This is a genomic window from Luteimonas composti, from assembly GCF_042678665.1.
Classification (GTDB): Bacteria; Pseudomonadota; Gammaproteobacteria; order Xanthomonadales; family Xanthomonadaceae; genus Luteimonas; species Luteimonas composti.
Window position 1 is genome coordinate 613,268 of the sequence record NZ_JBHTKU010000001.1, and the last position, 26,815, is coordinate 640,082.

The 26,815-nt window shown below is 71.7% G+C and carries 24 protein-coding genes, 3 tRNA genes and 1 pseudogene; 13 read left to right on the forward strand and 15 right to left on the reverse strand.

Annotated elements, in window-relative coordinates; translation table 11 throughout:
• Nucleotides 1-7: 7 nt before the first annotated feature.
• From cydC to ACFQ2D_RS02865, 3 genes are all read right to left on the reverse strand, one after another.
• A complete protein-coding gene (gene cydC / locus ACFQ2D_RS02855) occupies nt 8-1,663 on the reverse strand; it encodes a thiol reductant ABC exporter subunit CydC (protein WP_280940995.1) in 1,656 nt (551 codons plus the stop codon).
• On the reverse strand, nt 1,660-3,372 hold the full coding sequence (gene cydD / locus ACFQ2D_RS02860) for a thiol reductant ABC exporter subunit CydD (protein ID WP_280940994.1): 1,713 nt from the start codon (nt 3,370-3,372) through the stop codon (nt 1,660-1,662). The genes cydC and cydD overlap by 4 nt, the downstream gene beginning before the upstream one ends.
• A 136-nt stretch (nt 3,373-3,508) precedes the next feature.
• Nucleotides 3,509-3,585 (reverse strand) — tRNA-Pro (locus tag ACFQ2D_RS02865).
• Nucleotides 3,586-3,783: 198 nt separating this feature from the next.
• Here ACFQ2D_RS02865 and ACFQ2D_RS02870 point away from each other — a divergent pair.
• Entirely contained in the window at nt 3,784-4,440 is a 657-nt protein-coding gene (locus tag ACFQ2D_RS02870) for a DNA-3-methyladenine glycosylase (protein ID WP_280940993.1), read from the forward strand.
• A 124-nt stretch (nt 4,441-4,564) separates the two neighbouring features.
• On the opposite strand, the gene ACFQ2D_RS02875 is transcribed toward ACFQ2D_RS02870, so the two are convergent.
• Nucleotides 4,565-5,161, reverse strand: a complete 597-nt coding sequence (locus ACFQ2D_RS02875) for a DUF488 domain-containing protein (RefSeq protein WP_280940992.1) — start codon at nt 5,159-5,161, stop codon at nt 4,565-4,567.
• Between the two features lie 49 nt (nt 5,162-5,210).
• Entirely contained in the window at nt 5,211-6,182 is a 972-nt protein-coding gene (locus ACFQ2D_RS02880) for an RluA family pseudouridine synthase (protein ID WP_280940991.1), read from the reverse strand.
• Between the two features lie 429 nt (nt 6,183-6,611).
• On the opposite strand from ACFQ2D_RS02880, the gene ACFQ2D_RS02885 reads away from it, so the two are divergent.
• Entirely contained in the window at nt 6,612-9,710 is a 3,099-nt protein-coding gene (locus ACFQ2D_RS02885; RefSeq protein ID WP_280940990.1) for an Rne/Rng family ribonuclease, read from the forward strand.
• A 26-nt stretch (nt 9,711-9,736) separates the two neighbouring features.
• On the opposite strand, the gene ACFQ2D_RS02890 is transcribed toward ACFQ2D_RS02885, so the two are convergent.
• On the reverse strand, nt 9,737-10,381 hold the full coding sequence (locus ACFQ2D_RS02890; RefSeq protein ID WP_280940989.1) for a response regulator: 645 nt from the start codon (nt 10,379-10,381) through the stop codon (nt 9,737-9,739).
• Between the two features lie 126 nt (nt 10,382-10,507).
• Here ACFQ2D_RS02890 and ACFQ2D_RS02895 point away from each other — a divergent pair.
• Nucleotides 10,508-10,969: pseudogene (locus ACFQ2D_RS02895) on the forward strand (AAC(3)-I family aminoglycoside N-acetyltransferase).
• Here ACFQ2D_RS02895 and ACFQ2D_RS02900 read toward each other — a convergent pair.
• Nucleotides 10,970-11,059 (reverse strand) — tRNA-Ser (locus tag ACFQ2D_RS02900).
• Nucleotides 11,060-11,176: 117 nt separating this feature from the next.
• Entirely contained in the window at nt 11,177-12,187 is a 1,011-nt protein-coding gene (locus ACFQ2D_RS02910) for a LysR family transcriptional regulator (protein WP_280940986.1), read from the reverse strand.
• Nucleotides 12,188-12,290: 103 nt separating this feature from the next.
• On the opposite strand from ACFQ2D_RS02910, the gene ACFQ2D_RS02915 reads away from it, so the two are divergent.
• Nucleotides 12,291-12,869, forward strand: a complete 579-nt coding sequence (locus ACFQ2D_RS02915; RefSeq protein ID WP_280940985.1) for an FMN-dependent NADH-azoreductase — start codon at nt 12,291-12,293, stop codon at nt 12,867-12,869.
• Between the two features lie 3 nt (nt 12,870-12,872).
• Here ACFQ2D_RS02915 and serS read toward each other — a convergent pair whose 3' ends face one another.
• Nucleotides 12,873-14,153 (reverse strand): serine--tRNA ligase, encoded by a 1,281-nt coding sequence (gene serS / locus ACFQ2D_RS02920; RefSeq protein WP_280941039.1) that lies wholly within the window; start codon nt 14,151-14,153, stop codon nt 12,873-12,875.
• 126 nt (nt 14,154-14,279) lie between these two features.
• Here serS and ACFQ2D_RS02925 point away from each other — a divergent pair, with 126 nt between their 5' ends.
• Nucleotides 14,280-14,912, forward strand: coding sequence for an energy transducer TonB (locus tag ACFQ2D_RS02925; RefSeq protein WP_280940984.1), 633 nt, complete (start codon nt 14,280-14,282; stop codon nt 14,910-14,912).
• A gap of 86 nt (nt 14,913-14,998) precedes the next feature.
• Entirely contained in the window at nt 14,999-15,541 is a 543-nt protein-coding gene (locus ACFQ2D_RS02930) for an energy transducer TonB (RefSeq protein ID WP_280940983.1), read from the forward strand.
• Nucleotides 15,542-15,580: 39 nt separating this feature from the next.
• Here ACFQ2D_RS02930 and aroA read toward each other — a convergent pair whose 3' ends face one another.
• The 3 genes from aroA to serC all read right to left on the reverse strand — a co-directional run bounded on the left by aroA (nt 15,581) and on the right by serC (nt 19,356).
• Entirely contained in the window at nt 15,581-16,900 is a 1,320-nt protein-coding gene (aroA, locus tag ACFQ2D_RS02935) for a 3-phosphoshikimate 1-carboxyvinyltransferase (RefSeq protein WP_280940982.1), read from the reverse strand.
• A 100-nt stretch (nt 16,901-17,000) separates the two neighbouring features.
• Complete coding sequence (gene pheA / locus ACFQ2D_RS02940) at nt 17,001-18,266, reverse strand: prephenate dehydratase (RefSeq protein WP_386795519.1); 1,266 nt, start codon at nt 18,264-18,266, stop codon at nt 17,001-17,003.
• The gene (gene serC, locus ACFQ2D_RS02945) at nt 18,259-19,356 is read right to left on the reverse strand and encodes a phosphoserine transaminase (protein ID WP_280940981.1); all 1,098 of its coding nucleotides are present in this window, start codon (nt 19,354-19,356) and stop codon (nt 18,259-18,261) included. Before serC ends, pheA begins: the two co-directional genes overlap by 8 nt.
• Nucleotides 19,357-19,481: 125 nt before the next feature.
• Between serC and msrP the strand changes: the two genes are divergently transcribed.
• Together msrP and ACFQ2D_RS02955 are read left to right on the forward strand one after the other, a co-directional pair.
• Entirely contained in the window at nt 19,482-20,447 is a 966-nt protein-coding gene (gene msrP / locus ACFQ2D_RS02950; protein ID WP_280940980.1) for a protein-methionine-sulfoxide reductase catalytic subunit MsrP, read from the forward strand.
• Nucleotides 20,448-20,481: 34 nt separating this feature from the next.
• Entirely contained in the window at nt 20,482-21,192 is a 711-nt protein-coding gene (locus ACFQ2D_RS02955; protein WP_280940979.1) for a protein-methionine-sulfoxide reductase heme-binding subunit MsrQ, read from the forward strand.
• Here the strand turns inward: ACFQ2D_RS02955 and ACFQ2D_RS02960 are convergent.
• On the reverse strand, nt 21,154-21,948 hold the full coding sequence (locus ACFQ2D_RS02960) for an FHA domain-containing protein (RefSeq protein ID WP_280940978.1): 795 nt from the start codon (nt 21,946-21,948) through the stop codon (nt 21,154-21,156). The genes ACFQ2D_RS02955 and ACFQ2D_RS02960 overlap by 39 nt on opposite strands.
• A 94-nt stretch (nt 21,949-22,042) precedes the next feature.
• Between ACFQ2D_RS02960 and ACFQ2D_RS02965 the strand changes: the two genes are divergently transcribed.
• The 5 genes from ACFQ2D_RS02965 (at nt 22,043) to ACFQ2D_RS02985 (ending at nt 24,665) form a co-directional block, all read left to right on the forward strand.
• Nucleotides 22,043-22,333, forward strand: a complete 291-nt coding sequence (locus ACFQ2D_RS02965; RefSeq protein ID WP_280940977.1) for a polyhydroxyalkanoic acid system family protein — start codon at nt 22,043-22,045, stop codon at nt 22,331-22,333.
• Between the two features lie 140 nt (nt 22,334-22,473).
• The gene (locus ACFQ2D_RS02970; protein WP_280940976.1) at nt 22,474-23,463 is read left to right on the forward strand and encodes a restriction endonuclease; all 990 of its coding nucleotides are present in this window, start codon (nt 22,474-22,476) and stop codon (nt 23,461-23,463) included.
• A 76-nt stretch (nt 23,464-23,539) separates the two neighbouring features.
• Nucleotides 23,540-23,797 (forward strand): acyl-CoA-binding protein, encoded by a 258-nt coding sequence (locus tag ACFQ2D_RS02975; protein ID WP_280940975.1) that lies wholly within the window; start codon nt 23,540-23,542, stop codon nt 23,795-23,797.
• A 14-nt stretch (nt 23,798-23,811) separates the two neighbouring features.
• Complete coding sequence (locus tag ACFQ2D_RS02980) at nt 23,812-24,438, forward strand: TetR/AcrR family transcriptional regulator (RefSeq protein ID WP_280940974.1); 627 nt, start codon at nt 23,812-23,814, stop codon at nt 24,436-24,438.
• 152 nt (nt 24,439-24,590) lie between these two features.
• Nucleotides 24,591-24,665 (forward strand) — tRNA-Val (locus ACFQ2D_RS02985).
• A 226-nt stretch (nt 24,666-24,891) separates the two neighbouring features.
• Here the strand turns inward: ACFQ2D_RS02985 and ACFQ2D_RS02990 are convergent.
• Nucleotides 24,892-25,623, reverse strand: coding sequence for an ABC transporter ATP-binding protein (locus ACFQ2D_RS02990; RefSeq protein ID WP_280940973.1), 732 nt, complete (start codon nt 25,621-25,623; stop codon nt 24,892-24,894).
• A complete protein-coding gene (locus ACFQ2D_RS02995; protein WP_280940972.1) occupies nt 25,616-26,815 on the reverse strand; it encodes an ABC transporter permease in 1,200 nt (399 codons plus the stop codon). The genes ACFQ2D_RS02990 and ACFQ2D_RS02995 overlap by 8 nt, the downstream gene beginning before the upstream one ends.

Sequence of the window (26,815 nt, forward strand, 5' to 3'; positions counted from 1 at the left end):
CGCGGCCTCAGGCGGCCGGGTACAGCGTCCCGTCGCGCAGCAGCAGTTCGCGATCCACCACCCCGGCCGGCAGCCGCGCGTGGCTGATCACCAGTACGCTGCGCCCCGTGCACCATTGCGCCACGCCGCGCATCACCGCGTCGGCGGTGTCCTGGTCCAGGCCTTCGGTGGGCTCGTCGAGCACAAGCAGCGGCGCGTCGCGCAGCAGGGCGCGCGCCAGCGCGATCCGCCGCGCCTGCCCGGCCGAGACGGTCGTCCCGCCCTCGCCGATCCAGCACGACAGCCCGCCAACCGCCTCGACCCAGGGTGCCAGCTGCACGCAGGCCAGGGCCTCGCGCATGCGAGCCTCATCCGCAGCGGGATTCCCCAGCCGCAGGTTGTCGGCCAGCGTTCCCGCGAAGACCGGCGCCTCCTGCGGCAACCAGGCCAGCCGCGCATGCCAGTCGGACAAGGCCGCCTCGCGCAGGTCGACTCCGCTCCAGCGCAGCGCGCCGGCCGCCGGATCGACCGCACGCAACACCAGCGCCGCGAGGCTGCTCTTGCCCACGCCGCTGTCGCCACGGATCGCGACCCGCTCGCCCGGTGCGAGGCGCAGCGTCGCGCGATCCAGGACGCGCCGGCCACCGGGCCAGGCGAAGACGACCGCATCCAGCAGCAGTTCGCCGGACGCGGGAAGCGGCTGCGGGCGCCGGGGTTCGGCAACGACTGGCACCTGGCCCGCCACTGCCCCGATCCGATGCGCCGACGCGCGGGCACCTTGCAGCGCCTGCCAGGCCAGGGCGAGCGCCGGCGTGAGTTCGGACAGGGCCAGCGCGGCGAACGCCAGCCCGGCCGCCTGCGCCGGCGACACCCGCCCCGCCAGCGCAGCGTCGCAGGCCAGCCACAGCAGTCCGGTCCAGCCGATCGCGCCGGCTGCGCCGAGCATGGCGGTCGCGTCGGCGGCGCGCAGCCGCTGCCGGCGCTCGCGCTGGCCGAGCTGCGCGGCCTCCAGCGGCAGCCGCTGCAGCCAGCGTGCGGTGGCATCCATCGCCGCGAGATCGGCGGCGCCGTCATACAGTTCGTGCAGGCTGGCGCGCAGCCCGGCGCGCTTGCGCGCCAGCGCCGCCTCGCTGCGTTGCCGGCCGGCCGCTGCACGCCAGCTGGCAAGGGCCGCGGCGATGAGGCTGGTGCCCGCGATCCAGGCTCCCGACACCGGGTCGAGCCGCGCGGCCCAGCCGATCAGGGCGAGCGCGGCGGCCGCCAGCGCGAGCAGCGGTGCCAGCGCACGCACGAGCACACCATCCACCGCATCGACATCGCCCAGCAGACGCGCCAGCACGTCGCCGCCGCGCAGGCCGGCCAGCTGCGCCGGCGAAAGCGCCAGCAGGCGCGCAAACAGCGCGACGCGCAGGTCGCGGGCGATGCGCAGGGTGGCCGCGTGGCCGACGATCTTCTCGCCATATCGGCAGACGATGCGTGCCAGGGTCAGCGCACGGATGCCGGCCGACGGCAGGAACAGGTTGTAACCGCCGAGCACGCCGAAGCTCAGCGCGGCGCCGGTGAGGAAGGCGCCGGAGACACCCAGCAGGCCGATGCCGGCCAGCATCGTCGCCAGCAGCAGGGCCGCCGTCGCCAGCGCGGCCGGCGCGTGGCGGGCCAGCGTGTCGCGGACGATGGCGCTCATCGCGGGCCCTCCGCTTGCTTGCCCGACATCCGCCCGTCCGGCAGGTGCAGGACGCGCCCGGCCCAGGCCATCACCGCCGGGCTGTGGGTGGCGACCACCACCAGCCGGCCGCGCGTGGCCTGCGCGAGCGCGTCCAGCAGGCGCGCCTCGGTCGCGGGATCGAGGAAGGCGGTGGGTTCGTCCAGGAGCAGGACGTCCGGGTCGCGCAGCAGTGCCCGGGCCAGCGCCACCCGCCGCGCTTCGCCACCCGACAGGCCGACGCCGCGCTCCCCGACCAGGGTCTCCAGCCCCTGCGGCAGGCACGCAGCGAAGGCCATCACCTGCGCGGCTTCCGCCGCGGCACGCACGGCGGCGTCGCTGGCGTCGGGATCACCCAGCCGGATGTTGGCCGCGAGCGTGCCGCGGAAGATCCACGGTCGCTGCGGGGCCAGGGCGATACGGGCGCCTTGCGGCAGCGACAGGTCGCCATGCGCCGGGCGCACCCATCCGGCCAGTGCCTCGAGCAGGCTGCTCTTGCCCGCGCCGCTGGCGCCCACCAGGGCCAGTCGCCCGCCCGGTGCGATGGCGAAAGACAGGTCTTCGAAGACCGGACGCGACGCCCCTGGATGCCGCAGGGCCAGCGCCTCGGCAACGAGGCTTCCCGGACGTGCCGGCACTGGGGCAGGCGGCGCCGAAACAGTCCCGGCGACGGCGTCGTCGGGGGGCAGCGCCTCCTCGATCAGGCCGGCCGCCGCCAGCGCATTCGCGCGGTCGTGGTAGTGCGCGGCCAGCCGCCGCAGCGGGCCGAAGTAGTCCGGGGCCAGCAGCAGGCAGAACAGGCCGGTCCACAGCAGGCCTGCTGGCAGCGGCGGACCGATCTCGACCAGGCCGAGATAGCGGAAGCCGAAGTACATCGCCACCAAGGCCACGCTGACCGATGCGAAGAACTCGAGCACGGCCGAGGACAGGAAGGCGATGCGCAGCACGTGCATGCTGCGGTCGCGCACCTCGTCGGCCGCCGCGGCGGCACGGGCCAGTTCGGCCTCGCCGCTGCCGTGCACGCGCACCAGGTCCAGGCCGCGCAGGCGGTCGCCGAAATGCGCGCTGGCCCGCGCCAGCGCCAGCAACTGGCCGCGCCCCGCCGCCTCCGCACCCCAGCCCACCAGCATCTGGAATAGCGGCACCAGCGGTGCGGCCAGCAGCAGGAGCAGGCCCGCCAGCCAGTCGGCGGCGAACACCGCGGCCAGCAGTGCCAGCGGCACCAGCGCCACTTCCGCGCGCGCCGGCAGATAACCGGCGTAGTAGCCGTCGAGCGCCTCGACCTGGGTCGTCGACAGTTCCACCAGCGCGCCCTTGCGCCGCCCGCGCAGCCACAGCGGACCTTGCGCCAGCGCCCGCGCAGCGAGTTCGCCGCGCAGCTGCAGCTTGACCGCTTCGGCGACTTCCGCCGCGCTGCCGGCGGCAAGCCGCAGCAGCGCGGCCCTGCCCAGCATCGCTGCCAGCAGCAGGACGAAGACCCAGGCGATGTCCATCGGCGGCCGGCGTTCCACCAGCACCGCCTGCGCGATCGTCGCAACGGACCAGGCCTGGGGCAGCAGCAGCCAGCCCGCCACGACGGTGCAGCCCAGGGCCACGCGATGCGTCGAGCGCAGCAGGGCCAGCCGTGCGTCCAGCCAGGCCAGGCGTCGGCTGCGCGCCTGCGGCGCGTGTCCTTCGGGAAGAGCGCTCATCGCGTCCTGTGGGTCGACCCGAGCGCAGTATGGACGCCGCGGCATCCACGCCATGCGATGCCGGTGCGCAACGCGGATCGCAGGACCCGGAAACGGAAAAGGCCACCGCTTCCGGTGGCCTTTCCGCTTGAATCGATGGTCGGGGAGACAGGATTTGAACCTGCGACTTCTACGTCCCGAACGTAGCGCTCTACCAGGCTGAGCTACACCCCGACAGGTGAGCCGCATATTCTAGTGATCCCGGTGGCCGGCAGGCAAGGGGTCTGTGGCATCCGATGCAACCGGAGCCGGGCGGCGCGGCCGCGCGGTATCGCGAGGGCGATGTGCCCGGCCCGTCGCGAAGCCTCGTGCGCGATGCGCCCGCGTCGTCCGCAGCGCGCGTTGACGGCCGCTTGCGCCTGCTGCGGCATCATGCGCGCGATCGTTCGACAGGAGCAGGCCCTGGATACGGCGCTGGCCACCCCGCCCCACTGGACCCGGCTGCCGCGCAGCTTCTACCGGCGCCATCCGGCCGAGGTCGCACCCGATCTGTTGAACAAGATCCTGCTGCGCGACGACGGCCGCGCCGCGCGCATCGTCGAGGTCGAAGCATACGCGGGCAGCGAGGATCCGGCCGCGCATTCGTTCCGCGGCATGACCGCGCGCAACGCCACCATGTTCGGCGAGGCGGGACACCTGTATGTCTACTTCACCTACGGCATGCACTGGGGCAGCAACGCCGTCTGCGGCGAGGTCGGCGACGGCCTGGGCGTGCTGCTGCGCGCGGCGGAGCCGATGCTTGGCGTCGATCAGATGCGCCGGCTGCGCCCCGCCGCGCGCCGCGACCGGGACCTGGCCAGCGGCCCGGGCAAGCTCTCGCAGGCCTTCGGCATCACCCGCAAACTCGACGGCGCCGACCTGGTGACCGGGACGGGCGGCATCGCCATCGTCAGCGACGGCACGCCGCCACCGGACGACCCGGTGGTGGGTCCGCGGATCGGCATCAGCCGGGCGGTCGACTATCCCTGGCGCTGGCACGTGCCGGGCAGCCTGCACGTCTCCGTGCGGGGCGCCGTGCGCAAGCGCTGAGCGGCGCAGGCCTGCGGCCTGCCCGCAGCCATCGGGATCGTGTTGCAGCCGGCTTCCACGGCCCGCCCGGCGCCCGGCTGGGCCATGCGGGACGGAGGACGCCCTTTCGAGGCCGCTGCGCCGCTCAATCCCCACCTTCGCCGAACAAGCCACCCTGCGCCGGCGGATACACCAGCAGGTTCCCTTGCGGCCGCGCGTCCGGATGCAGCACATGCGGCTGGCGCTGTCCCGGCCCGAGGATATGCATCACCGGGTGGCCGCGGTGGACGAGCACGTCGCTGACCAGGCGCCGATGGCAGCGCCACCACACCGCCTCGGCGCACATCAGCGCGGTCGGCCGGCCGGCGGCGCTCTCCAGCACCCGCGCCAGCCCGTCCGCGAATTCGGCACTGGGCAGGTGGTCGGCGTAGCCTCGGAAGGCGGCGTTGCGCCAGGCGCCGTTCGGCGAGCCGGGCCGCGCCTTGCGCCGCCCGCCCAGCTGCGGGATCCAGAGATAGTCGAAGCCGGCGGCCGGCAGCGCCTCGGCCATCGCTTCGCTGGCGAACCATGGATAACGGCGCGAGCCCGGATAGCGCCGCACGTCGGCGATCGCCCCGATACCGGATTCGGCCAACAGCGCCAGGAACTCCTCCCAGGTCCGCGTCGAGTGGCCGATGGTCCAGACCGTCGCCGGCGGCATCGCGCCGGGCCGGCCAGGTCGCTCGGAGTCGTGCGCATCCATGCCCGCATTACAGCGCCCCGGCCGTTGTCGCGGCGTGGTGCCGGCGCCCCTAGCCCAGCCGGTCGAGCACCTCGACCAGTTCCGGCGCCAGCGGCGCATTGAGCACATAGGGCACCCGGCCGCCGTCGAGGGCGAACTCCAGCGAGGCGGCATGCAGGAACAGCCTGCGCAGGCCGAGCTGGTCGCGCAGGCGGCGGTTGACCTCCGGCTCGCCGTACTTGTCGTCGCCGGCCACCGGGTGGCCGATGTGCTGGGCGTGCACGCGGATCTGGTGGGTGCGCCCGGTTTCGATGCGCACCTCGCAATAGGAATGCCCGCCGCGGCGTTCCAGCACCCGGTAGTGGCTCAGCGAGGGCTTGCCCTCGGGATTGACCTGGACGTGGCGCTCGCCGCCCTGGCGCAAGCCCACGTGCAGCGGGGCGTCCACGCTCATCACCCCGTCGGGCATGCGCCCGACCAGCAGGGCCAGGTATCGCTTTTCGATGCCCTTGGCCTGGATCGCCGGGTCCTCGCGCAGCAGGGCCTGCAGCTCGCGCAGGGCCGAGCGCTTCTTGGCGATGACCATCAGCCCGGAGGTATCGCGGTCGAGCCGGTGCACCAGCTCCAGCTCCTGGCCGGGCCGCAGGGCGCGCAGGGTCTCGATCACGCCGAAGTTCACCCCGCTGCCGCCGTGGCTGGCCACGCCGGAGGGCTTGCTGATCGCCAGCAAGCGGGCGTCCTCGAACACGATGCTGGCCGCCATGGCCTCCAGCAATCCCTTGGCCGGGGCGCCTTTGTCTCCCGGCTCGGCGAGACGGACCGGCGGCACCCGCACCTGGTCGCCGGCCTCGAGCCGGGTCTCGGGCTTGGCCCTGCCGCCGTTCACCCGGACCTGGCCGCTGCGCACGATCTTGTAGACCAGCGACTTGGGCGCGCCTTTCAGCTGCGACAGCAGGAAGTTGTCGAGGCGCTGGCCGGCGCGCTCGGCGTCGACGGCGACGATGTGCACGCCGCCGCTGGGGGGTAACCGGGCGTCATTCATTCTCGGGCTTTATCTGATACACTCGGCGGGCGAGATAAGGTGCTGATTTCGCTGGAAGATCACGGGTCGAAAGCCCGCCTTCCGCGAGGTCCGTGCCAGCACGCGGCCACCGCCCTCGGGGCGGCCATGTTAGCGGCTGGACGGCAGTCCCGGATATCGCCCGTTGCCAAGGCGGCGGTGCTGAACATGTCCCGTGCGGCGCGAGCGCCGGCCCGAAAGGCCGGCGCGAAGCGCCGCCGGCCCCGTAACACTCTTGATTTGAAGCGCTCCCGCGGTCCGCCGTGGTGTCGTAGCGCTGGAAACCCGGGATCGCCGCTGCGCTTGCGCGGCTGGCGGCCAACCGAAGCTCCAGGCGAAACGCCCCGGCGTTCCGCGCGCCTGCCCACGCTCGCAAGAGCGCGGCAGCGGCAAGCGCGAGGAAACGCAAACATGAAGCGAATGCTCATCAACGCCACGCAGGCCGAAGAACTGCGCGTGGCGATCGTCGACGGCCAGACCCTGTACGACATCGACATCGAACAGCCGTCCCGCGAACAGAAGAAGTCCAACATCTACAAGGGCCGCATCACCCGGCTCGAGCCCTCCCTCGAAGCGGCCTTCGTCGAATACGGCGCCGACCGCCACGGCTTCCTGCCGCTCAAGGAAGTCTCGCGCGACTACTTCCAGGCGGGCGCCGACCATCGCTCCGGCAACATCAAGGAGCTCCTGCGCGAAGGCCAGGAAGTCGTGGTCCAGGTCGACAAGGAAGAGCGCGGCAACAAGGGCGCGGCCCTGACCACGTTCATCTCGCTGGCCGGCCGCTACATGGTGCTGATGCCGAACTCGCCCACCGCCGGCGGCGTCTCGCGCCGGATCGAGGGCGACGACCGGGCCGAGCTGAAGAAGGCCATGGATGCGTTGACCATCCCCGAGGACATGGGGGTGATCATCCGCACCGCCGGCGTCGGCCGCGACGCCGAAGAGCTGCAGTGGGACCTGGACTACCTGCTCTCGATCTGGCGCGCGATCGCCGAGGCCGCGCTGAGCAAGCCCTCGCCGTTCCTGATCTACCAGGAGTCGCGCCTGATCACCCGGGCGCTTCGCGACTACATGCGCGCCGACATCGGCGAGATCCTGGTCGACACGCCTGAGATGTACCAGGAGGCGAAGGAGTTCGTCGAGCAGGTGATGCCGCACAACCTGCGCAAGCTCAAGCACTACACCGACGACGTCCCGCTGTTCAACCGCTACCAGATCGAGTCGCAGATCGAGAGCGCCTACGAGCGCACCGTGCGCCTGCCCTCCGGCGGCGCCCTGGTCATCGACCAGACCGAGGCCCTGACCGCGATCGACGTGAACTCGGCGCGCGCCACCAAGGGCAGCGACATCGAGACCACCGCGTTCAACACCAACCTGGAGGCGGCCGAGGAGGTCGCGCGCCAGATGCGCCTGCGCGACCTGGGCGGCCTGGTGGTGATCGACTTCATCGACATGGACTCGGGCAAGCACCAGCGCGAGGTCGAGGGCAGGCTGCAGAACGCGCTCAAGTACGACCGCGCGCGCGTGCAGCTCGGCCGGATCTCCAAGTTCGGCCTGCTGGAGATGAGCCGCCAGCGCCTGCGCGCGTCGCTCGGGGAATCCAGCCAGATCGTCTGCCCGCGCTGCGAGGGCCACGGCCGCATGCGCAGCATCGAGTCGCTGTCGCTGTCGATCATCCGCGTTGCCGAGGAGCACGCGATGAAGGACAACACCGGCCAGGTCCTGGTGCAGGCGCCGGTGGACATCGCCAACTTCCTGCTCAACGAGAAGCGCAGCGCGCTGGCCGAGATCGAGAAGCGCCACGACGCGCCGATCGTGATCGTGGCCGACGAGCAGCTGCACACGCCGCACTACGAGGTCACGCGCCTGCGCGAGAACGAACTCGGCGAGGAAAGCAGCCGTCCCAGCTACCAGCGCGGCACCCCGCGCCGGGTCGCCACCATCGCGCTGAACAAGAACAACCTCAACATCCCGGCACCGGCCGTGACCAACGTGCGTCCGGCCCAGCCGGCGCCCGTGCGCGAACCGCAGCCGGAACCGGCGCCCGCCCCCGCCGCTGCGCCTGCGCCCGCCCCCGCCGCGGTCGCCACCCCGGTTGCGACCGGCGGCGTGCTGGGCTGGCTGCGCCGGGTGTTCGTCGGCGAAGCGCCCGCCGCGCAGGAAACTGCGCGCCCGTCCCAGCCGGCCCAGCGCGGCGAACGCGGCGAGCGTGGCAATCGTGAGCGCGGAGAGCGCGGCGAACGGGGCCGTCGCGACCGCGACCAGCGGCAGGGCAAGTCCGCCCGCCGCGATGGCAACGGCCAGGGCCAGGGCCAGCAGAAGGAGGCGCGCCAGCAGCAGCCGGCCCGCGGCCAGCAGCAGGCCAAGCCCGCGCAGGGCGACCAGGCCCGGCCGCAGTCGCAGCAGCCACAGCCGCCGAAGAAGCCCAAGCAGCCGCGGCAGCAGCAGCCCAGGGCGGCCGAGCCCGTCGAGGCCGAGGTTCCGCTGAAAACGGTGGCGGCGCCGGCGGTGGAAACCGCGGTGCACGAGCCGAAACCAGAAGTCGCGGCGGCACCCGCCGTGGTCGCGGCGGCTGCGGCCGCGGCGATCCCCGCGCAGGCGGTCTCGTCCGACGAGGCCGGCGTGGCCACGGTGCAGGGCGAGGATGCCAATCCCGCGAACGGCGAACAGGGCGCCGCGGGAGAGGATGGAACCGGCGGCCGTCGCCGCCGGGGCCGTCGCGGCGGACGCCGTCGGCGTCGCGGCGCGGGCGAAGGCGCCGGCATGGCCGAAGGCCTGAACGACGATCTCGCGCAGGATGGCGACGATGGCGAGGACGAGGCCGAGGCGCCGGTGGCGTCGCTGCCCCAGCGTACCCAGCCGGAGTTCGAGTTCGACGAGCCCGGCGCGCCCGCGCAGCAGCCAGCCCGGGAGGCAGCGATCGTGGCGAACGCGGTACCGCGCGCCGAAGCGCCGGCCATCGCAGCGCCCGCGGTCGAAGCGACGCCCGTGGAAGCGCAGCCGGCCGCACCGCAGGCGCGGGAACCGGTTGCAGTGCAGCCCGCCGAAGCGGCTGTCGAGCCGGCCACGCCGGCCGAAGAAGCAGCGCCTGCCGCTGCCGTCGCCGACGCGGATCCCGTGCCGGAACAGGTGGCCATCGGCACCGCGTCGCCGGAACCGGAAGCGGCCGGCGTCGCCGACGACGCGGCGTCCGCTGTCGCGCCCGAGTCCGAACCCGCGTTCGTGGCGCAGGCCGTCGCGCCGGTGGACGAGGTGTCGGAAGCAGGCTCCACCGCTGTCGGCCACGCGCAGGCTGCAGCCGCGGCCGTCGAACCGGCGCAGGCCGCGGCGCCCGCCGCAGAGCAGGCGCCCGCCGTCGACGAACGCGCCCCCGGCCTGTTCGACGCGCCGCCGCAGGCGCCGCTGGCGGTCGATGACGCATCGCCGGCCGACGAAGCCGCGCGGTCGCTCGACGATGCCACCGCGCAGGATGCGGACAAGGAAGAATCCGGCGAAAACCGCAGCGCCTGACCGCGCCCCGGTCGCCCTCGCAGGTGTCAGATCACCTGCGAGGGATCGACCAGTCCGTACTGGCTGGCCATCCGCGCCAGCGCAATGCTGTCGTCGATGCCGAGCTTGGCGAACAGCCGCGACTTGTGCGTGTTGATCGTCTTCGGGCTGAGGTTGAGCCTGCGCGCGATTTCTTCCTGGCGCAGCCCCTGCACCAGCAGCATCGCGGTCTCCAGCTCGCGCGGCGACAGCTCGTCGAAGGGCGAAGCATCCCCGCCGAGGCCCGACAGGGCCATTTTCTGCGCGATGCCGTTGGCGAGGAAGCGCTTCCCGCGCGCGACATCGCGCACGGCCCGCACCAGCTCGGCCGAATCGCCGGCCTTGCCGACATAGCCCGACGCGCCCGCCTCGATCAGCTTGCGCGGCATCGGGCCGTCCTCCAGCACCGACACCACGATCACCCTGGCGTGACCGCCCTTGACCAGGCGCTCGGTAACCTCGAGCCCGCTGACGCCGGGCAGGTGCAGGTCGCAAAGCACCACGTCGGGTTTGAGCTTGCGGATCAGCGGCAGCGCGGCTTCCCCGCTCTCCGCCTCGCCGACCACCTCGATGTCGGTTTCGCCTGAAAGAATCATGCGCATCCCAGCGCGGACCAGTGCATGGTCGTCGACCATGAACACACGGATCGTCATCCCTGTTCCCCTTGCGTGACCACAACTGCTTGCGCGAGGCTAGCGCCATGCGCCGAGCACGCGCAAGCCGGACGCCGGCCCATGCGACCGTATGTCGGCGCATTGCCCGGCAAAACCGGAGGACGCATGCCCGCGACCGACACCGGCATCCAGCGTCTTGCCGCAAGCGACACCGGCCCCATGCGATCGATGCTGGCGATGATGGGCCGCGCGTTCGACATGCTCGACGAGTACACCGGCGCTCAGCCCGACGATGCCTACCTGGAACGCCTGCTCGCCGGGCCGCAATTCATCGCGCTGGCCGCCATGGCCGGCGATGCGGTCGTCGGCGGCCTCGCCGCCTGCGAGCTGCCCAAGTTCGAGCAGGCGCGCAGCGAGATCTAGATCTACGACCTCGCCGTGGACGAGGCCTGGCGGCGGCGCGGCATCGCCACGCGCCTGATCGACGCGCTGCGCGCGATCGCGCGCGATCGCGGGGCCTGGGTGGTCTATGTGCAGGCCGATCCGCCGGACGCCCCGGCGATGGCGCTGTACTCGAAGCTGGGCACGCGGGAGGACGTGTGCCATTTCGACATCGCCGTGCGGTGATGGCGGAGAGAGTGGGATTCGAACCCACGGAAGGTTTGACCCTTCGGCGGTTTTCAAGACCGCTGCCTTAAACCACTCGGCCATCTCTCCGATGTCGCGCCGTATCCTGCCACGGCGCTGGCGCGCCGTCTTCGGCGGTTTGACCAGCGGCTGCGCCGCAGGCGGGGTCGGCAATGACCTCCCCCGCGCGGGAATGCCGGCGTGCGCTCAGCGCATTGTCGCACGCGCCCCGGCGTTGCCGGCCGCGCGGCGGGGCGACGCGGCCGGGGCCGGCAGCTCCTCGTCCTTGCCGCAGTTGCGGCAGTTGAGGCTGGATTCCTCGATCAGCGGCGGCAGCTTCTCGGCAAGGTAGTCGATGAACACGCGCACCGCCGGCAGCATGCCGCGGCGCGAGGCGAACACCGCGTGCGCGACGCCCATCGGCAGGCGCCAGTCCGGCAGCACCACCTCGAGCTCGCCGCTGCGCACGGCCTCGGCGCACATCGTCTCGGGCAGCATGGTCACGCCGAGGCCCTGCCTGGCCAGCGCCATCAGCATCGGGAAGTCGAAACCGGCGACGCGCGGCTTGAGGTCGACGCGCCGCACCTCGCCGTCCCGACCCTGCAGTTCCCAGCGCTGGCGGCCTTCCTCCTCGCCCATGCTCATGGTGGTGTGCCCGGCGAGATCTTCCGGCACCTTCGGGCGTCCGGCGCGATCGAGGTAGGCCGGGCTGGCCACCAGCAGCTCCTGGATCTGTCCGAAGCTGCGCATTACCAGGCTGCCGTCGTCGTCGAAGCGCGTGCGCACGCGGATCGCCACGTCGAAACCCTCGTTGATCACGTCGACGCGGCGGTTGCTGACGTGCATCTGCACGCGCACCTCCGGGTAGCGGGCCAGGAATTCGGGCAGCAGCTTCGGCATCAACTGCTGCGCCACGCCCACCGGCACGCTGGCCTTGACCACGCCGCGCGGCTCGGCGCTGAGCCGGTCCACGACTTCGCGCGCGGCGGTGGCCTCGGCGAGCATCGACTGGGCGTGGCGGTGCACGCTCTGGCCGACGTCGGTCACGGCGAATCGGCGGGTGGACCGCTGCAGGAGCCGCACGCCGAGGTCGTTCTCGAGCTGGCTGATGCGCCGGCTCAGGCGCGATTTGGGGATTCCCAGCGCCCGCTCGGCGGCAGCGAACCCGCCGTGGTCCACCACCATCGCGAAGTAGTACAGATCGTTCAGATCCTGCACGGGAATCTCCTATTTGGAACAATGCGTGGCATTAAACCTCGTTTATTCCACCAATGCAACGAATTAAGGTGGATCCCTCAGTGCAATCCATGAGCGGACCCCTATGAAACTGCTGCAGATCGACGCCAGCGTGCTGGCCGACAACTCCGTCACCCGCCAGCTTACCGCCGCCATCGTCGCACGATGGCGCCAGCAGGTGCCTGGCCTGGAAGTCCAGGTCCGGGACCTCGATCGCGATCCTCTCCCCCATCTGTCCGGCGACGTCCTGGCCGGCCGCGACCAGATCGGCGCCGCCCGCGGCGAGGCCGCGCTGGAGCAGTTCCTGGCTGCCGACGTCGTGGTAATCGGCGCACCGATGTACAACTTCAGCCTGCCCTCGTCCCTCAAGGCCTGGATCGACCGCATCGCGGTGGCGGGCCGCACGTTCCGCTACACCGAGTCCGGGCCGGTCGGGCTGGCTGGCGGCAAGCGACTGGTGCTGGCGCTGGCGGCCGGCGGCCCGCACCAGGGGCAGCCGACCGACTTCGTCGAACCCTACCTGCGCCAGGTGTTCGGGTTCATGGGCATTACCGACATCGAGTCGGTGCGGGCCGATGGCGTCGGCCTGTCGCCCGCGCACCGCGAGGCGGCGATCGGCGCCGCCCTGGCGTCGCTCCCCGAGCCCCTGGCCCGGGTGGCCTGAGGCTCAGGCGATGCGCTCGGCCCCGCCCATATAGGGCCGCAGCGCTTCGGGCACGACGATCGAACCGTCGGCCTGCTGGTAGTTCTCCATCACCGCGATCAGGGCACGGCCGACCGCCGTGCCCGATCCGTTGAGCGTATGCACCGGTTCGGGCTTGCCCGTGGCCGGGTTGCGCCAGCGCGCCTGCATGCGGCGCGCCTGGAAGTCGCCGCAGTTCGAGCATGAGGAGATTTCGCGCCAGGTCTGCTGCGATGGCAGCCAGACTTCGAGGTCGTAGGTCTTGCGCGCGGCGAAGCCCATGTCGCCAGAGCACAGCAGCATGCGCCGGTACGGCAGGCCCAGCCGCTCCAGTACGGTCTCGGCGGCGCGGGTCATGCGCTCGAGTTCGGCGTCACTCTGCTCCGGCGGCGCGATCGACACCAGCTCCACCTTCTCGAACTGGTGCTGGCGGATCATGCCGCGCACGTCGCGTCCGCCGCTGCCGGCCTCGGAGCGGAAGCACAGCGAATGCGCGGTCATGCGCAGCGGCAGGCGATCGGCCTCGACGATGTCGTCGCGGACCGTATTGGTCAGCGAGATCTCGGAAGTCGAGATCAGGTAGCGGCGACTGTCGCCGAGCTGGGTGGCGAACATGTCCTCCTCGAACTTCGGCAGCTGTCCGGTGCCGTAGAGGCTGTCGGCGTTGACGATGACCGGGACGTTGGTCTCCTCGTAGCCGTGTTCGCCGGTGTGCAGGTCGAGCATGAACTGCGCGAGCGCGCGGTGCAGGCGCGCCAGCTGCCCGCGCAGCACGGTGAAGCGCGCGCCGGAAAGCTTGGCGGCGGTGTCGCCGTCGAGCCAGCCGTGGCGGGCGCCGAGTTCGACATGGTCCCTGACCTCGAAGTCGAACGCGCGCGGCGTGCCCCAGCGGTGCTGCTCGACGTTCTGCGACTCGTCCGCGCCCGGCGGCACGGAGGGATCGGGCAGGTTGGGCAGGCCCAGCGAGATCGCCTCGAGCTCGGCGCGGATCCCGTCCAGGCGCGCCTCGCTGGCCTTGAGCTCATCGCCAAGTCCGGCCACCTCGGCCAGCAGCGGCGCCACGTCCTCGCCCTTGGCCTTGGCCTGGCCGATCGCCTTGCTGCGGGTGTTGCGCAGGTTCTGCAGCTCCTGGGTGCGCACCTGGATCTGCTTGCGCTCGGCTTCCAGCGACTGCAGCCGCTCGACCGGAAGCTCGAAGCCGCGCGCCTCGCGCAGGCGCTCGGCGGTGTCGGCAAGATGATTGCGAAGCAGGTTGGGATCGAGCATGGCGGGGACGGCGGGCGTGTGGGCCACGGATTATCGCCGAGATGCGCGCACCCTGCCCCGGCGCGCACGGCCTGCTTCGCGATGCTGTGCCAGAATCGGGCGCATGCAACGCCAGTCCGTGAGCCCATGACCCCCACTTCCGCCCCCGCCTCCCGCGGCATCGCCCGCTATCTGCCGGCCGGCCGCGCCTGGTGGCTGGTGGCTGGCGCCGTGCTGGCCGGATTGCTGCTGTTCGCCCTGGTGCTGTCGGGCAAGCGCGACGAGTTCGAGTTCTACCGCGCCGGCGGCGAGCCCGGCAGCGTGCCCGGCCAGGTCTTCGATCCCCTGCCGGCGCCGCTGCCAGCCGGCGAGAGCGCCGCCAGCGGCATGGAGACCGACCAGCCCCCGCCTGCGCAAGCCCCGCGCATCGACCAGCACGGCACGCCGGCGGCCGCAACCGCCGCGCAGCCGCCCCAGCCCGCGCCGGCTCCCGTGACGGGGACGGCATCGAGCCAACCGCGCCTGGTGTCGTCTCCGGCTCCCGAGTATCCGGCGGCGGCGCTGCGTGCGGGGCTGTCCGGCGAGGTGGTGTTGCGGATCGAGGTGGGTGCAGACGGGCGTCCGGACCGGATCGAGGTGGCCAGCAGCAGCCGCCATCGCGCACTCGACCAGGCCGCGATCCGGGCCGTCCGCCGCTGGCGCTTCGAGCCGGCGATGCGCGACGGCGTCGCCGTCCCCGGAACCGTGCAACAGAGCATCCGCTTCGACGCGCCACGCTGACGCTCACCCGTTCTTGACGGCGATGCGACGCCGCCTGCACGGGGCGCGTGGAATTTTGGCCGCGTCAACCGACGGAGACCCTGTCCATGTCCGACCCCATCACGCACGACCGCGTTGCGCCGGCGCACGCCGACGGGCGCGTCCCGCCGCGGCGCGCGAACCCGTTGCTCTGGATCCTGGTGCTGCTGGCGATCATCGCGGCGGTCTGGTACTTCGTCGGGCGCGGCACGCGGGATGCCGCCGCGCCTGTCATCGGCGAAACCACCCCGGTGCCGTCCGAATCCCCGGTCTCCACCGAGCCGGCCAGCCGCGAGCGGCCCGCGCCCGAGCGCGTCGCGCCTGCCGCGCCGCGTGAGCGCGCGGCGCAACCGGTCAATCCGGTGCAGCCCGATTACCCGGCCGCCGCCCTGCGTGCGGGCGAGGAAGGACGGGTGCTGCTGCGCGTGGACGTCGGCGCGGACGGCAAGCCCACCGACGTGCAGATCGCCGAGCGTAGCGGCTCGCGCGATCTCGATCGCGCCGCCCAGCGCGCCGTCCGCGACTGGACCTTCCAGCCGGCGATGCGCGACGGCAAGGCGGTCGCCTCGACCGTGCAGGTGCCGGTGGAGTTCCGCGCGGAACAGCAGTGATCCGGGCAGCGCGGCGCAGCTGATGCGCCGCGCCCCGGCCTAGGCTGCCCGCAGGCCGAATCCCGCGCCTGCGGCCAGCGACTCGAATCCGGGGAACGAGGTCGCGACGTTCGCGATATCGCCGACGCGGACCTCGCCCCGCGACAGCTGCGCGGCCACCGCGAACGACATGGCGATGCGGTGGTCGCCATGGCTTTCGACGCCGCCGCCGTCGAAGCCATCGCCGCCGTGGATGATGGCGCCATCGGGCGTCTCCTCGATCGACGCGCCGATGGCCCGCAGGCCCGTGGCCATGGTGGCGATGCGATCGGATTCCTTCACCCGCAGCTCGGCCGCGCCGCGCACCACGGTCGTGCCCTGTGCGCAGGCGGCGGCGACGAACAGCGCGGGGAACTCGTCGATCATGTCGGCGACGTGTTCCTCGGGCACTTCGATGCCGCGGAGCGGCGCGTGGCGCACCCGCAGGTCGCTGACCGGCTCGCCGCCCTGCTCGCCCGCGGGCGTTTCGGTGATGTCCGCGCCCATCAGCCGCAGCACGTGCAGCAGGCCCGTCCGGCGCGGATTCACGCCCACGCGCCGCAGCGTCAGCTCCGAGCCGGGCACCAGGCTGGCGGCCACGATGAAGAATGCGGCCGAAGAGAAATCGGCCGGCACGACGATGTCGCGCGCAGCCAGGCGATGGCCGCCCTCCAGCCGCGCGTGGCCGGGCGAGAACTCGATCGGCCAGCCCAGCGCCTGCAGCATGCGTTCGGTGTAGTCGCGGGTCGGATGCGGCTCGCGCACGGTGGTGGCGCCGCGCGCATACAGGCCAGCCAGCAGCAGCGCCGACTTCACCTGCGCGCTGGCGACCTCGGTCTCGATGTCGATACCGGCCAGCGCGCTGCCACCATGGATGCGCAATGGCGGCACGCCGCCTTCGCCGGTGTCGATGCGCGCGCCCATCCTCGCCAGCGGCAGGGTCACGCGGCGCATCGGGCGTTTGGACAGCGAGGCATCGCCGACCAGCACCGTGTCGAACGGCTGGCCGGCCAGCAGCCCGGCGAGCAGGCGCATGCCGGTGCCGGCGTTGCCGCAGTCGAGCGGGCCGTCGGGCGCGCGCAGGCCGTCGATGCCGACGCCGTGCACGACGCGGCTGCCCGGCTGCGGCGTGTCGATGCGGACGCCCATGCGGCGGAAGATCGCTTCCGTGGCGCGCGCGTCCTCGCCCTCCAGGAAACCGTCGATGCGCGACACGCCGTCGGCCAGCGAGGCGAGCATGATCGCGCGGTGCGAGACCGACTTGTCGCCCGGCACCGTGAGCTCGCCGCGCAGCGGCCCGCCCTTCGATGCGATCCAGTCCATCCCCGTACCGCTGCTCATCGCGTCTCGTCTCCAGGCATCTGCAGCTCAATCCATGGCGACGCATCGCGAACGCGCGCCACCCCGTCGCCGGCGGGTGCCGGCGAGCACCAGCGTCTCCTCAGGGCACCGCGACCGGATACGAGCCGAGCACGCGCACGTCCCCGGCGAAGTCGTCGATCTCGGCCAGTGCGTCCTTCAGCGGCGATTCGTCGGCATGGCCGGCGACGTCGATGAAGAACGCGTACTGCCACAGCGCGCCGTGGGCAGGCCGCGACTCGATCCGGTTCATGCTGATGTCGCGTCGCGCAAGCGGCTCGAGGATGCGGTAGAGCGCACCGGGCTGGTCGCGGATCGACACCATCAGCGAGGTGCGGTCGTTGCCGGACGGCGGGAACGAGGCACGGCCGATCACCAGGAAGCGCGTGGTGTTGTCGTTGCGGTCCTCGATCGGGCCGGCCACCACCTTCATGCCGTAGACGTGCGCGGCGTTCTCCCCCGCGATCGCCGCGGCATCGTCGGATTTCTTGGCGCGGCGCACCGCCTCGGCGTTACTCGACACCGCTTCCTTGTGCACGCCCGGCAGGTTCTGCCGCAACCAGTTCTTGCACTGCGCCAGCGACATGCCGTGCGAGTAGACCCGCTCGATGTCCTCGATGTGGCCAGTGCGCGAGAGCAGGTACTGGTGCACGCGCAGCTCGACCTCGCCGCAGATCTTCAACGGCGAGGTCAGGAACATGTCGAGCGTGGACTGGATCGTGCCCTGGCCCGAGTTCTCCACCGGCACCACGCCGAAGTCGGCGCTGCCCGCGGCCACTTCGTCGAACACCTCCTCGATGCTGACCAGCGGCAGGCCCTTGGCCGAATGGCCGAAGTGCTTGTGCACCGCCTGCTGCGAGAACGTGCCTTCCGGCCCGAGGTAGCCGATCTTCAGCGGCTCCTGCTGGGCGAGGCAGGCCGACATGATCTCGCGGAACAGGCGCACCAGCACCTCGTCGCTGAGCGGGCCGTCGTTGCGGTCCACGACCCGGCGCAGCACCTGGGCCTCGCGCTCGGGGCGGTAGTAGTCGATCGCCGCGGCCAGCTTGCCCTTGGCCTTGCCGACCTGGTGCGCCCACAGCGCGCGCTCGGCGATCAGGGCCTGGATCTGGCGGTCGATGCCGTCGATCTGGGCGCGCACCGCGGCCAGGTCGGGCGTGGCCTGCCGCGCCATCTCGCCGCGCGTGCGCGCCGAGGCCTGCGCGGCCACCGCTGCCTGCGGCGCAGGCTCGGCGGCCTTCCCCGCACCCTCGCGCGCCACTTTGCCTGCAACGGCCCTGGCCTTCACCTTGGCGGGATTCTTGGCGGTCGCGGAAGGCGTCCGCGTACGCTTGCTGCGCTCAGCCATGGCGCTTCTGGAACTCCCGCATGTAGTCGGCCAGGGCCTGCACGCCGGCCACCGGCATCGGGTTGTAGAGCGAGGCGCGCATGCCGCCGAGCACGCGGTGGCCCTTGAGCCCGATCAGCCCGGCCTCGCGCGCACCGTCGAGGAACGCCGCGTCCAACGCCTGATCGACCAGGAAGAAAGGCACGTTCATGCGCGAGCGCACGCTCGCATCGACGTCGTTGCGATAGAAGCCGCCCGAACCGTCAATGGCCGCATACAGCAGCCGCGCCTTCTCGTCGCTGCGGCGGTCGAACTCGGCGGTGCCGCCTTCGTCCAGCATCCAGCGCACCGTCAGCCCCAGCACATACCAGTTCCAGGTCGGCGGCGTGTTGAGCATCGACTCGCCCTTGAGCTGGGAGCGGTAGTCGAAGATGTCCGCGCGCGGCTGGCCGGCCCGCTCGAGCAGGTCGCGGCGCACGATCACCACGCTGATCCCGACCGGGCCGAGGTTCTTCTGCGCGCCGGCGTAGATCAGGCCGTACTTCGATACGTCGATCGGCTCGGAGGCGATGCTGGAGCTGAAATCGGCGAACAGGGGCACCTTGCCGGTCTCCGGCGGCACATGGCCCCACGCGGGCCGGAACTCCACGCCGTGGATGGTCTCGTTGGCGGTGATGTGCACATAGGCGGCATCGTCGGACAGGCGCCATTCCTCGCGCGCCGGGATGCCGCGGAAACCACCGGCCTCGCCGCTGGCGGCGACGTTCACGTCGACCGACACCAGCTGCTTGAGCGCGGTGCGTCCCCAATGGCCGCTGACCACGTAGTCCACGCGCTGGCCGGGGTCGGCGAAATTGAGCGCGATCAGCGCCTGCTGCGTGGTCGCCCCGCCGGCCGGGAACAGCACGGCGTAGTCGTCCGGGATCGCGAGCAGCTCGCGCAAGTCGGCTTCCGCCTGGCGCGCCACCTGCAGGAACTCGGGCCCGCGATGGCTCATCTCCACGATCGAGGCGCCTGCACCGCCCCATTCGAGCATGTCCGCCTGCGCCTGGCGCAGGACCGCTTCAGGCAGCATCGCGGGACCGGGGCTGAAGTTGTATGCGCGCGCCATCGTGCTTCACGGATCGGTGGAATGAAGAGGTCTAGTATGCCGCAGCGCAACAGCGAATCCTGCGCCCGGTCCGCAACTTTTCCACCCATCGGGCGTCCAAGCCACGCTTACGGAGGAAACCACCGATGTCCCTGCGCAGCGTGCTCGCGGTCCCCGCGTCCGACGTTACCGATGAAACCGTCTATCGCGACCGGCGCAGGCTGCTTGGCGCGCTCGCGGGCACCCCGCTGCTGTCGCTCGCCGGATGCGCTGAAGCGGAGGCCCCGCCCTCCACCGCGACGGTCACCCCCGCGCAGGCGCGTTCGGGATTCCGCACCGACGAGGCGCAGACGCGCTACGAGGACGTCACCAGCTACAACAACTTCTACGAGTTCGGCACCGACAAGGCCGATCCTTCGCGCGCGCGGAAAACGCTGCGCACTTCGCCCTGGAGCGTGGCCGTTTCCGGCGAATGCGCCAGGGCCGGCACCATCGCGCTCGACGACCTGCTCAAGGGCATTGCCGAGGAAGAACGCATCTACCGCCTGCGCTGCGTCGAGGGCTGGTCGATGGTGATTCCATGGCTGGGCGTGCCGCTGGCCCCGGTGCTGCGCCGCTTCGAGCCCACGTCCAAGGCGAAGTACGTCGCGTTCACCACGCTGGCCGATCCGGCGCAGATGCCCGGCCTGCGCTTCCGGTCGATCGACTGGCCCTACCGCGAGGGCCTGCGCATCGACGAGGCCATGCATCCGCTGGCGTTCCTGGCCACCGGCCTGTACGGCAAGCCGCTGCCGCAGCAGAACGGCGCGCCGCTGCGCCTGGTGGTGCCGTGGAAGTACGGCTTCAAGAGCATCAAGTCGATCGTGGAAATCCGCTTCACCGAACGCATGCCGCCGACCGCCTGGAACCGGCTGCAGCCGCGCGAGTACGGCTTCTACAGCAACGTCAATCCCGAGGTCGACCATCCCCGCTGGAGCCAGAAGAGCGAGCGCCGCATCGCCGGCACCGGCAACCGCCTGTTCGCCGACCGGATCCCCACGCGCATGTTCAACGGCTATGGCGACCAGGTGGCGTCGCTGTACGCGGGCATGGACCTGAAGCGGTGGTACTGAACCTGCGCGGGCGCGCCTGAGGCCGGGGCGGACGATGGCGGTTTCGAACCGCGGCGTGGTGGCCGCCAAGGCCGCGCTCCACGCGCTGGCACTGGCGCCGATGGCGCTGCTGGCCTGGCGCATCCGCCTGGTCTGGACCGAGGCCGACATCGACGCGCTGGGGCCGGACCCGGTCGCGGCGATCGAGCACGCGCTCGGCCTGTGGGCGCTGCGCCTGCTGCTGCTCACCCTGGCGGTCAGCCCGCTGCGCCAGCTCACCGGCCGACCGGTACTGCTGCAGTTCCGGCGCATGCTGGGCCTGTACGCCTTCGCCTACGCCAGCCTGCACTTCGCCGCCTACCTGGTCCTGGACCTGCGCGGCTGGTGGACCTTGGTGTTCGAGGAGATCGTCAAGCGCCCCTACATCACCGTCGGCTTCGCCGCCTGGCTGCTGCTGGTCCCCTTGGCGATCACCTCGACCCGCGGCTGGATGCGCCGGCTGGGCCGCCGCTGGGGGCAGTTGCACCGGCTGGTGTACGCGATCGGGGTGCTGGCGGTGCTGCACTTCTGGTGGATCGTGAAATCCGACTACCGCGAGCCGCTGCTCTATGCCGCGATCCTGGCCGTGCTGCTGGGATGGCGAGCCTGGAAACGGGTCAGGCGACCGGTGCCGGGCGCGTCGCCTCCCCGCGCGGCGCCACGCCCCGCGGTAGGGAAGGACGGTGCCTCAGCCCTGTCCGAACAGGAACAGCGCGGCCAGCAGTAGCGCCAGCGCCGCCGCCGCGAGCAGCAGCCAAGGCAGCCGGCTGGCGCGACCCTGCGCGGGTGCGGGCAGTTCCTCCGCCACGGCCCCGGTCGCGGCCTCCTCCGGGGCACGCGGCCTGCGCCGCGGCGCTTCCACGACAAAGCGGTGGTGGCCGTCGAAGACCACCTGGTCGCCGGCTTCGAGCCAGGCATCGCGGACGGCCTCGCCGTTGACCACGCTGCCTTCGGCCGACCCCAGGTCGCGCAGCACCACCTGCTCGCCCACCAGCTCCAGGCGCGCATGCCGGTCGGCGAAAGCCGGATCGTCGATGCGGATGTCCGCGTCGACGTGCCGGCCCACCAGGCGCGGCCGCTCGAGGGTGAAGCAGCGGCCGTGGAAGCGGCCACCGACGCCGCGCAGCACCACGCGCAGGTTCGGCATGTCTTCCGCCGGGCCGGCTTCCTCCCCGACAGGGGGCACCTGCACCGGCTGCGCCGACACCAGGCGCAGTTCGACGCCGTCGACATAGATCGCGTCGCCGGCGCGCAGCATCGCCATGCGCCGGACGTGGCGTCCGTTCACGTGCACGCCGGGCGCGCCCGTGTCGACGTTCAGCCAGACACCGCGCCGGTCCACGCACAGGCGCAGCGGGCAGTCGCCGCCGCCTTCCACCACTTCGATACGGCCCGGACCGGTCCGCGCGATGCCGTGCACGCCGACGGGCAGCGGACGGTCGTCGCGCTGCTGGGTGCCGATTCGCAATCTCACGGACTCCATGGCGCGGCAATCTAGCATGCGCGCACCGCGCGGATGCTTGGCCCGGTTCATCGTCCCGGCGCAGAATGGCGATCCTCCCCTGCAGGCGCACTCCATGTCCGGTATCGATATCCGCCACTCGCACTCGCTTCCGATGGAACAGGCCCGCCAGGCCGTCGAACAGGTGGCGCAGAGCCTGTCGGCGCGCTTCGACGTGGCCTGCGACTGGGAGGAGGACACGCTGCATTTCTCGCGCACCGGCGTGACCGGCCGGATCGCGCTGGAGCCGCGGCAGGTCCACGTCACCGCCAACCTCGGGTTCCTGCTGTCGGCGATGAAGGGGCCGATCGAGGCGGAGATCCGCCGCGTGCTGGCCGAACGCTTCGGCGACGGGGTCGCGGCCTGAACAGACCGGCGACCGCTGGCGTCCACGCGCGCATCTGGGACGGCGGTCGCGTCCACGGGCGCGAAACACACGCCTGCGGGCCCGGAGCAACCGGGCGATTCCGTTATCCTTTTGCGCGCCCTCCCGAGCCCAAGTAACCGATGTCCAACTGGCTGATCGCGATCGGCGTGTCGCTGCTGGTCGGCGGCATGGCCACGGCCCACTTCCTCGGCGTGCAGCTGCGCCGCGACGAGACGCAGGCGGGCATCAAGGCCCTGTCCGGCGTGTCGTGGCGCACCTTCATCCACATGGTGCTCGACGCGCTGGCGCGGCGCGGCTTCGCGCGCGCCGTGGACGCCGAGAATCCCTCCGGCGACAGCGACTACGTGCTCGAGCGCGACGGCGAGCACTGGCTGCTCTCGTGCAAGCACGGCAGCGCCTTCGTGCTGGGCCGGCTGACCGTCAACGAGCTGGCGCGCGCGATCGAACTCAAGAGCGCCGCCGGCGGCTTCCTCGTCACCCAGGGCCGCATCACCGAGGACGCCCGCCCGGTGGCCGCGCTGCAGCGCATCGAACTGCTCGACGGCCCTGCGCTGTGGCCGCAGCTGCGGGACTTCCTGCCGGCCGAGCAGCTGGCCGGGATCCGCGCGAAGGCGCTGCAGGCGGCGCGACAGCGGGTCCTGCTGTCCTGGCTGCTGGCCCTGCTGGCCGGGGTCGCGGTGTGGCTGGCCCTGCCGCCGTCGCCGCCCGACCCCTCGGCTGCGACACCGCCCGGGGCGAGCGTGCCCGTGCAGGCCGCCGCGCAGGCATCGCCTGCCGCACCGGCGGCGGACGCGCCTTCCGCGCCCGCCGCGGCAACCCCGCAGGAACCGGTCGGGGAAGCGCCGGCCGCGCCCCCCGTCGCCCAGGACATCGAACAGCAGCGCGCCGACGTGGCGGCCGCGGTCTCGACCCTGCCCGAGGTCGACCGCGCGACCTGGTCCAGCGAATCGACCCTGCAGGTGTTCCTCGCCTCGGTCCAGGACGATCCGTTCTCGCGCATCTGCCCGCTGGTGGAGCGCTACGAGGACCTGGCCGCTTCGCGCATCCAGCTCACCCCGCCGCCGGGAAGCACAGCGACGGTACGCTTCCGCCAATGCCGCTCGTACTGAGCTGGCTCGCGCGTCGCGTGTTGACCACCCCATGGGGCCGTGGTGTCATGACCGCCGGTTGGATGCGGGTGGCGAAATGACCGGCGGAAGGCTGACATTCGAACAGGCGGCGAAGGAGGCGCAGCTGCTGCCCACGCGCCCCGACAACGAGACGCTGCTGCGCCTGTACGCGCTCTACAAGCAGGGCTCGGAAGGCGACATCGGCGGCGAGAAGCCTGGTTTCTTCGACTTCGTCGGTACCGCGAAGTACGAGGCCTGGAGCCGGCTCAAGGGCACCCCGCGCGACGTCGCGCAGCAGCAGTACATCGACCTCGTCGCCAGCCTCAGGGGCTGAGCGGCCGCACGCCGATGGCCCGCGATACGCGCCAGCGGATCCTCGATTGCGCGCTCGCGATGTTCAACACGCGCGGCGAGCCGACCGTTACCACCAACCACATCGCCGACGAGCTGGAGATCAGCCCCGGCAACCTCTACTACCACTTCCGCAACAAGGACGACATCATCGAGCAGCTGTTCGGCCGCTATGAAGCGCGCATGGACGCTGTGCTCACCCCGCCCGACGGCCGGCTGCCCGGGCTGGAGGACATCTGGACCCAGCTCCACCAGGTGTTCGAATGCATCTGGGAATACCGGTTCTTCTACCGCGACCTGCTGGAGATCCTGAGCCGCAACCGCCGCCTGCGGCTCCGCTTCGCGCGCATCCTCAAGCGCGCCGACGATCGCGCGCACACGGTGATGCAGGGCCTGTCGCTGGCCGGCGTGATCCGCGCCTCGCCCGCCGAGATGGACGCGGCCGCCACCAACCTGCTGGTCCTGGCCACGTTCTGGCTCAACTACGCCGCGATCCGCGGCGACCGCAACGAAGGCCTGGCGATCCGCGAAGGCATCGTCCAGGTGATGATGCTGCTCTCTCCCTTCCTGCGCGATGGCGAGCGCCGGCACCTCGACGAACTGATCCAGGCCTATCCCGTCTGAGGCCCGGCCATGGGCCGCGGCGCACCGGCATGATCGCGGCCGGTGCCGGGAGGCTTGCTCCGGCCCCGCCCTCCCACGTAGAATTCGCGTCCCGTTTCACCGTCCTCCTCCGGGAACGACGGCGGCCTCCGATCCATCGGTAGCCCGGAACCGGGCGGTTAGCTCAGCGGTAGAGCATCGCCTTCACACGGCGAGGGTCGCAGGTTCGAACCCTGCACCGCCCACCACATCTTGCTGCGCGCGTCCATCGCGCAAGGCCACCAACGCCCCGCTCCAGCGGGGCGTTCGCGTTTCCAGGCGCTGTCGCCAGGTACGGTTTTGCGGCGTTGCAGCCGCACGATCCTGCCGCGCCCGGTCCGATTTCCCCGGGACAGGGTCGCATCGCCGCGCGCGACCGGCTTGCGCGTGGTCTTGCCCGGCAATGCCCGCGCGAGGCCCTCTCCCGGCACCCTTTCAATCCCCGGACGTCGCGCCGCCGGGACCAGGCCGGGGCTCGTCGGAGACGACGCGGCCGTCTACGAGGTGGATCGCACGGTCGCAGGTGTCGGACAGGCGCGGGTCGTGGGTGACGACCAGCACCGCGCAGCCGTGGGACTCGTTGAAACGGCGCAGCAGCTTGAACACCTCCGCCGCCGTTTTCGTATCGAGGTTGCCGGTCGGCTCGTCGGCCAGCAGCAGGGCCGGTCGCGTGACCAGCGCACGTGCGATCGCCACGCGCTGCTGCTGGCCGCCGGAGAGCTGGTCGGGCCGGCGGTCGAGGTATTTCTCCAGGCCGACGTCGGCCAGCAGCCCGCGCGCGACGTCGGTCACTTCGCGGTCCGGCTTGCCGTTGGCCACCATCCACGGCATCAGCACGTTCTCCAGCGCGCTGAATGCGCCGATCAGGTGGTGGAACTGGAACACGAAGCCGATGTGGCGCCCGCGCAGGGCGGTGCGCGCCTCGTCGTCCATGTCGCGGGTCGGTTCGCCGCGCAGGTACAGCTCGCCGGCGGTGGGCGAATCGAGCAGGCCGATCAGGTTGAGCAGGGTGCTCTTGCCCGAACCCGACGGCCCCACCAGCGCGGCGAAGTCGGCGCTGTCCAGGCGCAGGTCGATGCCGTGCAGCACCTCGACCTCGTTGGGCTGGCCGATGTTGTAGGACTTGCGCAGCCCCTCCAGCCGCAGCACCTCGCGCGAATCAGCCACGGATCGCCTCCACCGGATCCAGGCGCGAGGCGCGCGAGGCCGGCACGTAGGCCGCACCCATGCCGGCCAGCGTCGCCAGTGCCATCGCCGCCGGCACCAGGGCGGGCGGCAGCGGGATGGTGAACAGCTTGGGCCCGAAGTTGTTGAACGCGGCCACCAGACCCAGCCCGCACAGCGCGCCGATCAGCGAACCGGCCAGCCCGAGCACCGCGCCCTGGATCAGGAACACGCGCCGCATCTGCGCGCGCCGCGTCCCCATGGCCCGCAGGATGCCGATCTCGCGCGTGCGCTGGGCCACGCTGACTGCCAGCACGCTGGCGATGCCAAGCGCCACCGAGACCGCGACGAAGAAGCTGATCATGCGCGTCGACAGGCTCTGCGAACTCAGCGCGTTCATCAGCTGGGCGTTGCTCTCCATCCAGCTCTCGGCCTTGAGCCCGGTGAGTCCGCGCACGCGCGCGGCGGTGCGATCGGCGGCGAACAGTTCCTCCACGGTCACGTCGATCACCGTCACGCCGCCGGGCAGCGACAGCAGCGACTGCGCCTGCTTGAGGTCGAGATAGACATAGCGCGCGTCGAGCTCGCGCACGCCCAGCTCGAAGATGCCCGCGACGTTGACCACGGCCTCGCGTCCGTTGCCGGTGTCCAGGCGCAGCTTGCCGCCCAGCCGCAGCCCGAGGTCCTCCGCCAGCTGGCGGCCCACCACCGCATTGCCCGAGCCCACCTCCAGGCGGCCTTCCACCATGTTCTCGTCCAGCGGGATCACCCGCAGGTAGCGCGGCAGGTCCACGCCCACCAGGGCCACCGACTGCACCGCCTCGCCGCGTCGGCCGAAGGCCGGTCCCGAGACCAGCGGCGAGACCGCGGTGATGCCCGGCAGGCGGTCGAGCACGTCCTGCACCTGCAGCCAGTTGTCGATCGGCCGCAGCGCCTGCGGCCGCGGGTCCTCCAGCACCAGCTGGCGCGCGCCGCCCGGCGCCGGCGCGACTAGGTTCACCTCGCGCGGCGCCTCGACGCGCACGTGCGACTGGGTGCCGAGGGTGCGATCGATGATGTTGGCCTGCAGCCCCGCGATCAGCGCGGTCACGAATACGATCACCGACACGCCGACGGCGATGCCGAACAGGATCAGCAGCGTCTGCGCCCGGCCGTGGCGCAGGAAACGCATCGCGATGGTGGATTCGATCCACAT